Origin of the sequence: Halomonas sp. DP5N14-9, from assembly GCF_019802175.1 — a bacterium.
GTDB lineage: Bacteria > Pseudomonadota > Gammaproteobacteria > Pseudomonadales > Halomonadaceae > Halomonas > Halomonas litopenaei.
The window spans coordinates 215,399-224,475 of sequence record NZ_JAHVHR010000030.1 but is presented as its reverse complement, the minus strand read 5'-3'; the positions used below and the strand labels follow the sequence as shown (position 1 = coordinate 224,475).

General features: G+C 62.4%; 8 protein-coding genes, 4 tRNA genes and 1 rRNA gene. 11 read left to right on the top strand and 2 right to left on the bottom strand.

Going from position 1 to position 9,077, the window contains the following annotated elements:
* The 3 genes from rrf to KUW00_RS17380 all read left to right on the top strand — a co-directional run.
* Positions 1–110: ribosomal RNA gene (gene rrf, locus KUW00_RS17390) — 5S ribosomal RNA — on the top strand; the annotation flags it as partial.
* 784 nt (positions 111–894) lie between these two features.
* Positions 895–1,080 (top strand): hypothetical protein, encoded by a 186-nt coding sequence (locus KUW00_RS17385; RefSeq protein WP_222569687.1) that lies wholly within the window; start codon positions 895–897, stop codon positions 1,078–1,080.
* A 259-nt stretch (positions 1,081–1,339) separates the two neighbouring features.
* A complete protein-coding gene (locus KUW00_RS17380; protein ID WP_124805273.1) occupies positions 1,340–1,903 on the top strand; it encodes a type 1 glutamine amidotransferase domain-containing protein in 564 nt (187 codons plus the stop codon).
* Positions 1,904–2,061: 158 nt separating this feature from the next.
* Here KUW00_RS17380 and nhaC read toward each other — a convergent pair whose 3' ends face one another.
* Together nhaC and KUW00_RS17370 are read right to left on the bottom strand one after the other, a co-directional pair.
* Entirely contained in the window at positions 2,062–3,555 is a 1,494-nt protein-coding gene (nhaC, locus tag KUW00_RS17375; RefSeq protein ID WP_222569686.1) for a Na+/H+ antiporter NhaC, read from the bottom strand.
* Between the two features lie 21 nt (positions 3,556–3,576).
* Complete coding sequence (locus tag KUW00_RS17370) at positions 3,577–4,716, bottom strand: trans-sulfuration enzyme family protein (protein WP_222569685.1); 1,140 nt, start codon at positions 4,714–4,716, stop codon at positions 3,577–3,579.
* A 153-nt stretch (positions 4,717–4,869) separates the two neighbouring features.
* Here KUW00_RS17370 and KUW00_RS17365 point away from each other — a divergent pair, with 153 nt between their 5' ends.
* From KUW00_RS17365 to secE, 8 genes are all read left to right on the top strand, one after another.
* On the top strand, positions 4,870–5,550 hold the full coding sequence (locus tag KUW00_RS17365; protein ID WP_213230097.1) for a FadR/GntR family transcriptional regulator: 681 nt from the start codon (positions 4,870–4,872) through the stop codon (positions 5,548–5,550).
* A gap of 368 nt (positions 5,551–5,918) precedes the next feature.
* Positions 5,919–6,971, top strand: a complete 1,053-nt coding sequence (locus KUW00_RS17360) for a biotin--[acetyl-CoA-carboxylase] ligase (RefSeq protein ID WP_222517135.1) — start codon at positions 5,919–5,921, stop codon at positions 6,969–6,971.
* Positions 6,968–7,807 (top strand): type III pantothenate kinase, encoded by an 840-nt coding sequence (locus KUW00_RS17355; protein ID WP_045990874.1) that lies wholly within the window; start codon positions 6,968–6,970, stop codon positions 7,805–7,807. Before KUW00_RS17360 ends, KUW00_RS17355 begins: the two co-directional genes overlap by 4 nt.
* Before the next feature lie 210 nt (positions 7,808–8,017).
* A tRNA-Tyr gene (locus KUW00_RS17350) sits at positions 8,018–8,101 on the top strand.
* Between the two features lie 118 nt (positions 8,102–8,219).
* Positions 8,220–8,293, top strand: a tRNA-Gly gene (locus KUW00_RS17345).
* 41 nt (positions 8,294–8,334) lie between these two features.
* Positions 8,335–8,409: transfer RNA gene (locus tag KUW00_RS17340), tRNA-Thr, on the top strand.
* A gap of 143 nt (positions 8,410–8,552) precedes the next feature.
* Positions 8,553–8,628: transfer RNA gene (locus KUW00_RS17335), tRNA-Trp, on the top strand.
* Positions 8,629–8,700: 72 nt separating this feature from the next.
* Positions 8,701–9,069 (top strand): preprotein translocase subunit SecE, encoded by a 369-nt coding sequence (secE, locus tag KUW00_RS17330; protein WP_045990873.1) that lies wholly within the window; start codon positions 8,701–8,703, stop codon positions 9,067–9,069.
* Positions 9,070–9,077: the final 8 nt, after the last annotated feature.

Here is a 9,077-nt window from a genome sequence, read left to right as displayed (position 1 = left end):
GACCATAGCGAGTGGGAACCACCTGATCCCTTGCCGAACTCAGAAGTGAAACCGCTCAGCGCCGATGGTAGTGTGGGGTCTCCCCATGCGAGAGTAGGTCATCGTCAGGCATTTATTCAGAAGAAGCCCAATTCCGAGAGGAGTTGGGCTTTTTCGTATGCATGGGGCAGACCCCGCTCTTTATATGTGGGGCCGCACTGCGTGCGGTCCGGCCGCTCGCAGGCTCGCGTCGTTCGTCCCCCCTTGCAGCTTCGCTGCAAACCCTGGGGCGACTCACCCCCATGCGAGCGACCTTGCTGTCTAAGCGTCATCGTCAGGCATTTATTCAGAAGTAAGCTCGATTATCGAGAGATAGTCGGGCCTTCTTTTTGTAAAGAGCGCATGCATGGGCTTTCTACAAGTTCAGCCCCGCTTTTTATATGTGGGGCCGCGCCGATAACCCCCTCGGCGCGGTCCGGCCGCTCGCAGGCTCGCGTCGTTCGTCCCCCCTTGCAGCTTCGCTGCAAACCCTGGGGCGACTCACCCCCATGCGAGCGACCTTGCTGTCTAAGTATCATCGTCAGGTATCGATTCAAAAGAAGGCCCAATTCCAGGAGGAGTTGGGCCTTCTTTTTGTAAAGAGCGTATACATGCGCTCTCTACGAGTTCAGCCCCTCTCTTTATATGTGGGGCCGCGCCGCCGCCCCCGAGGTGCGGTCCGGCCTGGCTCTTCTCAAGGGCGGGCTCGTGTCGTTCGTCCCCCCTTGCGGCGTTGCTGCAGCCCTTGTAAAGAGCGCTGGGGTGACTCACCCCCATGCGAGCGGACTTGTTGTCTAAGCGTCATCGTCAGGCATTTATTCAGAAGAAGCCCAATTCCGAGAGTAGTTGGGCCTTCTTTTTGTAAAGAGCGCATGCATGGCTCTCTACAAGTTCAGCCCCTCTCTTTATATGTGGGGCCGCGCCGCCGCCCCCGAGGTGCGGTCCGGCCTGGCTCTTCTCAAGGGCGGGCTCGTGTCGTTCGTCACCCCTTGCGGCGTTGCCGCAGCCCTTGTAAAGAGCACTGGGGTGACTCACGCCCATGCGAGCGACCTTGCTGTCTAAGTGTCATCGTCAGGTATCGATTCAAAAGAAGGCCCAATTCCAGGAGGAGTTGGGCATTCGTTTTGTAAAGTCTGGTCATCGAGCAGCTAAGCCAGCGCTATCACCGGAATCTTCCACCAGAAGGGGAGAGTGGCGACCGACAAACTTGATTTAGGCTTGTGCGATACGCGGGTTGAAGCACGGCGGCTGGACCTCCATCTTGTACAAGCACGTGACAGATAGAGTCGATTGTCTGATTTATCGATCCATGGAGGATGTCATGACGCAGCAAGTGGAAGGCAAACGTGTCGCGATTCTCGCCACCCACGGTTTCGAGGAGTCGGAGCTGGCGGTACCCAAGGCGAAGCTCCAGCAGCAGGGCATCGTGGTGCACGTGGTCTCCCCGGAGGCCAAGGGCATCAAGGCCTGGGCAGAAAACGACTGGGGCGACACCTACGACGTCGACGTGGCCCTGGATGATGTCAGCGAACATGACTATCACGCTCTGGTGTTGCCTGGCGGCCTGTTCAATCCCGACGCCCTGCGCCAGGACGAGAAGGCCTTGAGCTTCGTCAAGGCTTTCTTCCAGGCTCACAAGCCGGTGGCAGCGATCTGCCACGCCCCCTGGATCCTGATCAACGCCGGGGTGGTCGAAGGTCGCAGGCTGACCTCCTACCCGAGTGTCGAACAGGATCTGCGCAATGCAGGCGCCGATTGGGTCGACGAGCAGGTAGTGGTGGATAACGGCCTGGTGACCAGCCGTAAGCCTGATGATCTGGATATCTTCTGCCACAAGCTGGTCGAGGAAATCCACGAAGGGCGTCACGAGAAGCAGCACGCCTGACGCTGTTCGATACAGCAACCTGGCGGAACGCAACAGGCCCCCGGCGACCAAGTCGCCGGGGGCCTGTTGCGTGTCGAGGTGGTGTTGGCTGGTGATGTAGCCGAGCCAGTTCGACGGGCTAGTTCGACGGGCTAGTTCGAAGGGCTAGTTCGACGGGCCTATTTGACGGTGGAAGAAGCGTTCATTGATGGAGTGACCGAATCGGTCTGTTCCTCGCCAGTGGGCTCGATGCGCTTTACGCCGAACCAGCCGGTCCAGGGCCCGATCATGGCCAGCAGGATCGAGAAGACGATACCCAAGTAATTGAACAGCGCCCATGGAGCGTAGTCGAGGGTGGCGACACCCAGGGTGCCTACCATGTAGACGGCGGAGACGGTCCAGGGGGCCAGCGGCTCGGGAATCATGCCGCCGTCTTCCATGCTGCGCGACAGATTGAGCTGGTGCAGGCCTCGCTTGCGATATTGCTCGGCGAACAGCTCACGGGTCAAAAAGAAGGTTACGTAGCTGTTGCCGGTGGCCAGGATGATGGTGCTGCTGGCCGCCAGCGAGGCCAGGATAGTGCCGCGGGCGGAGCGCACGTAGGCCAGGCTGCGATCGAGCACGACCTTGAGGATGCCGGCTGCCTCAAGCGCCGAGGCAAAGAAGAAGGCGCACAGCGCGAACAGCACTGCTCCGTGCATGCTGTAGAGCCCGCCACGGTTCAGCAGGCTGACCAGTGCCGGGGGCAGGGTGGCGACGTCCAGGCCCGGGTTGAAGCCGGCCAGCAGGCTGACGTTGAAGCCCGAGACTGCGGCCTTGGCCACCGCCTCGGGACTGGCGCCCTGGAGCAGTATCGCCAGCAGGGCGGCGCAGGCCGAGGCCAGGAACAGTACCACCAGGGTCGGCTTCTTGCGCACCGAGCCGAACAGCACGATGGCCACCGGCAGCAGCAACAGGAAATTCAGCTGATAGAGCCCGCCGATGGTCTCGGCGCTGGCGGCGATGGCCTCCGGGGTGCCCTCTGCCAGGTCCATGTTGAGGCCGAGTATCAGGTAGACCACAGCGGCCACCACGCTGGCGGGCAGTGAGGTGTACATCAGGTGGCGGATGTGTCGGTACAGGTCTTCGCCTACCACCATGGAAGCCATGATGGTGGTGTCCGACAGCGGCGATAGCTTGTCGCCGAAGTAGGCGCCCGAGAGCACCGCGCCGGCGGTGATCGCCAGGTTGATGTCCATGGCCGCGGCGATGCCCATGATGGCCACCCCCAGGGTCCCGGCGGAGCCCCAGGAGGTGCCGGTGAAGGTGGAGACGATGGCGGTGCCGAAGAACGCCATGACGTACAGGTAGCGGGGATCGATCAGCTCCAGGCCATGGTAGATGAAGTAGGGAATGGTGCCCGAGATCATCCAGGTGCCGATGATGATACCGATGCTGTAGAGCACCAGTAGCGCGGACAGGGCGGTGCGTACCTTGTTGCCCATGATGTCCATGACGCCTTCCCAGGTCCCGCCGTGCAGCAGACTGAACAGGGTGGCGGCGGCGCCCAGGGTGATCAGCACCAGTTCGGTGGGTAGGCCCGCCACCACGATGCCGTAGACGATGGCGAAGGCGATGGCGGTCAGCAGTATCAGGGATGGAACAAGACCAGGTTGTCGTTGTGTAGCTGGCATGGGATGTCCTCCTCGTGGTGATCAGCGGTCGAGCGCGGCGAACCCCCGCTCGAGGTCGTCGATGATGTCGTCGATGTGTTCAAGCCCGATGGCCAGGCGAATCAGCGGCTGGCCGCTGCCGTCGGGGCGCATGGGAGACAGCGCGAGACTTTCGTAGCCGCCCCAGCTGACGCCGATACGCATCAGTTCGAGGGCGTCGATGAAATTCGCGATGCGCGAGTAGCTGGGGTGGTGAAGCGCAAGGCTGAGCAGGCCCGAATGGCCGTGCAGCTGGCGGGCGGCCCAGTCGGCGGCGGCGCCTTTGGCGAGGCTCGGGTGATGCACCGCTGCGACCTGCGGGTGGTCAGCGAGAAAACGGGCGACCGCCAAGGCGTTGCGCTGATGCTCGGCCATGCGCACCGGCAGGGTGCGTAGACCGCGCAGGATCAGCGAGGCGCTGTGGGGCGACAGAGCGGCGCCCAGCAACTGGTGACCGTTGGCGAAGAGCCTGTCGATCAGCTCGGCGTCGGCGATGACTGCGCCGCCGACCACGTCGCTGTGCCCGCCGATGTACTTCGACAGCGAGTGCACCACCATATCGATGCCGTGGGTAAGCGGCTTCTGGAACAGCGGGGTGGCCCAGGTGTTGTCGATCAGCGTGAGGATGCCGCGTTTCCGGGCGATGGCGGAGATAGCCTCGAGGTCGGCCAGCTCCATGCGCAGCGATGACGGACTCTCGATGTAGATCAGGCGGGTCTCGGGCCGCAGGTGGTCGCTCACATCCTGATCACCGCCAATACCGTCGTGGCTGACGCCGTAGCGGGCCATATGGTCGAGCAACTCGACGCTCGGCCCGTAGGTCTGGTTGATGCGCAGGACGTGGTCGCCGTGCTTCAGCAGCGAGAATAGCGTGGCGGAGATGGCGCCCATGCCGGAGGCAAAGGCCTTGCAGGCCTGGCCACGTTCCAGCGCCGCCAGCTTGTCTTCCAGCAACTTGACGGTGGGATTGAGCCCGCGGCTATAGATGAAGTGGTCGCGTTCGGCCAGCTGTGCGCGGCTGAAGCTTTCGAGGTCCGGGAAGGTGAAGATGCTGGTCTGGTAGACGGGAGGTGCCACGGCGCCGTGATGATCCTGGCGGTGTTCGAAGGCGTGACTACAGATATGGCGATCCTGTGGGTCCACGGTGCGGTCTCCGCAAGCAGGGTGGATTGAGCTATCAGCCTGTCTGATAGCTAAGCTAGCACGGCCCTGCTGGCCCCACAATTGATCCAGAAGAGGTTTGCCGTTACCGTCGATCAGGCCCCTGGACGCCTTTCCTGCCTGGATGCCAACGTCATGAAACGACTCTACTTATCGGACACCGTCGCCGGAGAGATCAGCGCCTATATCGCCAAAGAGCAGTTGGCGCCGGGGGCGCGCCTACCTTCGGTGGGGGAGTGGATGGAGCGCCTGGAGGTAGGTCGATCTACCCTCCGGGAGGGCCTCAAGAAGCTCCAGGCCGAGGGCATCATCGAGGTGGTCAACGGCAAGGGGATCTTCGTCAGCGAACAGCGGACCTTTCAACTGCTGGCCAGTCTTGGCATCCACGACGCCAGGGCGCATCTGCTGGAGATGCTCGAGGTTCGCCAGGCGCTGGAGGCTCAGGCCATCCTGCTGGCCGTGCGGCACGCCGAAGAGGCCGCCTTCGAGGCCATGGCCGGCCACCTGGATGACTATCGACGTGCTCGGGCGAGGGAGGATTTCCTCGCGGTCAGCGAGGCCGACGCGGCCTTTCACCTGGCGATCTATCAGGCCTGCGGCAATCGCGTGCTGGTCGGGCTGATCCAGATGATGCACGACGAGCTGTACCTGTCCTGGGACTCGCCGGACGATCGTCATGAAGTCTTTGACGCAAGTTTTGCCCACCACGAAGACCTGCTCGAGGCCATGCGGCGGCGTGATGAGCAGGCCGCTCTGGCCGCCTTCGACAACCTGGTCGGTGCCACGCGCAAGAGCATCGAAGCCATGGTGTCGTGAAGACGCCGGCCTGGTGGCTGGTTCGTTGCGCCTGCAGCAATAGCGTACAGGGCGGGCTTCGCCCATCAGATATTGCTGCTTCGATGCAGCAAGCAGCGACGCAGTGGCCAGTCAGTAGGCGGCTGGCATTGGCGTTGTGGAGGACTTTCGAGTCCAGGCTCGGGCATTGTCCGCGTGGCTACAATCGAGCAGAGTGGCGGACGCTTGCATGGTGCCTTTTTCCTTTTGCTCGCCACCGCCCGCCGGTGCTCGTAACACCTGGAGGAGTTGCTCAGAGGCACACCCACAGGAGTGTTGCAGACGCGTGGATTTCCGGCGACAGGCGACATTCGATAGACTATGCCCTTTTCCCGTGGAAGGGGCGAGGGATGACCATTGGTGAGCTGATTCGGCTGTTGAGTGACGGCGAGTTCCACTCCGGCCAGCAGCTGGGGGAAAAGCTGGGCGTGTCGCGGGCGGCGGTGTGGAAGCAGCTGCGCAAGCTTGAGGATCTCGGCATCCCCATGGAGGCGGTCAAGGGGCAGGGGTATCGGCTAGCCGAACCCCTTGAGCTGCTCGATGGGCCCTCGGTGGTAGCCGCGTTGTCACGCGAGTCGCGTCGGCACCTCTCGCGCCTCTTCGTGGAAGACACCCTGCCCTCGAGCAACGAGTTCCTGCGCGAGCGTTTTCGTCAGGGAGCAGGGCACGCTGAGGCCTGCCTGGTCGAACAGCAGAGCGCCGGCCGTGGGCGGCGCGGGCGCACCTGGACGACCCCCTGGGGGCGCACGCTGATGTGCTCCGTGGGCTGGCGCTTCGATTCGGGTGTCGCTGCCCTGGAAGGCCTCAGCCTGGCCATCGGTGTGGTGCTGGCCCAGGTGCTGGAACGCCATGGGCTCAAGCCCGGGCTGAAGTGGCCCAACGACGTGCTGTTGCCCTTGGGCCCGCAAGGGTCGGCTCAGCAAGGATTGGATGAGCAGGGAGCGACCGGGCAGGGGGCGGGTCAGCAGGGCTTTGGCAAGCTGGCCGGTATTCTGGTCGAGATGAGCGGTGACGCCGCCGGCCCCTGCGAGGTGGTGCTCGGCATGGGCATCAACGTGGATCTGCCGGAGAGCTTCCGGGCGAAGATCGATCAGCCGGTCGCTTGTGTGCATGATCAGGCTCCAGGGCTATCCCGTAACGTGCTGGCGGCCGAATTGCTGGACGGTCTGCTGGGCATGCTGGCAGGTTTCGAGGAGCAGGGGTTCGATGCCTGGCGCGACGCCTGGAACGCACGTCACGCCTTTGCCGGTTGGGACATCGAAATCATTCGAGGGGAGCAGCGCGAGCTGGCCCAGGCAGGAGACGTGGATGGCAGTGGCAATCTCTGGGTGCGCAAGGGCGTTGACGGAGAGCGGCAAGAGCGCCTGGTGGGAGGAGAGATCAGCGTGCGGGCTCGCCCATGATTCTTGATCTGGATATCGGCAATACCCTGTCCAAGTGGCGCCTGAAGGACGCTGACAGCAGCGAGATTCGCTCCAGGGGCGCGGTGTGGACCCGGGAGGAGTGGAAGCCCGGGTCGGACATTCCCGACCTCGACGTGGTCGAGACGGTGCGCATTTCCAGTGTAGCGAGGCGTTCGGTGCTGGCGCAGACCGAGTCGCTGCTCAAGGACCGGGTGCGTTCGGTGCACGTGGCGCGCTCCTGCCACGAAGCACTGGGCGTCACCAACGGCTATCACGAGCCGGGTCGACTGGGCGTGGATCGCTGGATGGGGGTGCTGGCGGGCTATCAGCTCGCCGGTGCCAGCTGCACGGTGGACTGTGGCAGTGCCATCACCATCGACTTCGTGCTGCCAGGCGGGCGTCATCTCGGGGGGTACATCCTGCCGGGGCTGCGTCTGATGAAAGAAAGCCTGAAGTTGGGCACCCGCAACGTGGCCATCGATCCGGACAGCGAGGCAGACGAGCTGCTCGCTCCTGGGCGGCGCACGGTAGAGGCGGTCAATCACGGCATCTACATGGCCGCTGTCAGCGCGGTCAATCGGATCTACAGCGAGGTCTGCGACCGTGAGGGGGTGGCGCTACCCATGCTGGTCACCGGCGGCGATGCCAGGGTGGTGTCTCGTGGTATTCGCGTACCCCACGCGATCTGGCCGGACATGGTCTACGCCGGTCTTGAAGCGTGTTTCCCTCTGACGGCAGCAGAACGTGCCGGCAAGATGGCGGGGGCGCCGGTGCCACCCGCGCCCGTAGCGCTGGAAAAGATCCGCGCGGGCCTGGCGTTTTCGATGCTGCTGTGACCGTGGTTTTCCGGTGCGCCGTAAAAAAAGCCTATGGAAGCCTTGCGTTATCCATTCTGCTTTGACACAATGCGCCGCGTTCCGAGGTACAGCGACCCGCGGGTTGCAGGCTGCCGTCGAGATAGGTTGTAAGAGTTTTGCGTACAGCTTGATTCTTTTAAAGCAACCACTTGATTTCTCGGAGCAGGGCGATAAAATACGTCGCCAGTTGGAGGGGTTCCCGAGTGGCCAAAGGGAGCAGACTGTAAATCTGCCGCGAAAGCTTCGAAGGTTCGAATCCTTCCCCCTCCACCAGATTTTGATCGATCAGAGTTGTGGTTTCTGGTTGATGTGGAGCAGGCGGTCGGACGCTGCCAGGCTGGTTTGGGTTCGGTGGGCTTTGCTTCAGCAAAGAAGGTTTAGTACCGATTTTGCGGGCATAGTTCAATGGTAGAACCTCAGCCTTCCAAGCTGATGATGCGGGTTCGATCCCCGCTGCCCGCTCCAGAGTTCAGGCAATGTGAAGTAGTTGGATTGCCGAAGAGTGCGCTCATGTAGCTCAGGGGTAGAGCACACCCTTGGTAAGGGTGAGGTCGACGGTTCAAATCCGTCCATGAGCTCCATCTAAGAAAAGCGAGCCTAGGCTCGCTTTTTCTTTCTCCGCCGCGTCTGCAGGGCGGAGGGGGTTGCCAGGCGAGATCCGTTTCGCTATCATGGCGCCCGCTGTTGCAGAGGCTGCCCGCAAAGGGTGGTTTGCATCGAGTACAGGCCAGTAGCTCAATTGGCAGAGCAGCGGTCTCCAAAACCGCAGGTTGGGGGTTCGATTCCCTCCTGGCCTGCCAGTCTTCCCCAGGCTGGCAGTTTTTTATATACTTTCGTGTTTCGATTGCCGCGCCCTGAGGAGTCTCGTTTTCATGAAGCATAACGCCGAGGTGCAGGAGTCGCGCCACGACGGGCTCAAGTGGGCGGTTGTCGTCGTTCTTCTGGTGCTGGCCGTCGTTGGCAACACCTACTTTGCCGACCAGCCGCTTCTGTATCGTGTTCTGGGCGTTGTTGCCCTGTCTGTCGTTGCTGCCCTGGTCGCATTGACCACCACCAAGGGGCGTGAATTGGTGGAGCTGGCGCAGAGCGCCAGGAAGGAAATTCAACGTGTCGTCTGGCCGACGCGCCCCGAGACCATCCAGACCACCGCCATCGTGCTGGTGGCTGTGCTGGTGGTCGGGCTGCTGCTCTGGTTGATCGACACGCTGCTCAGCTGGGCGATGTCCGGCGTCATCGGTTAGGAGTCTTC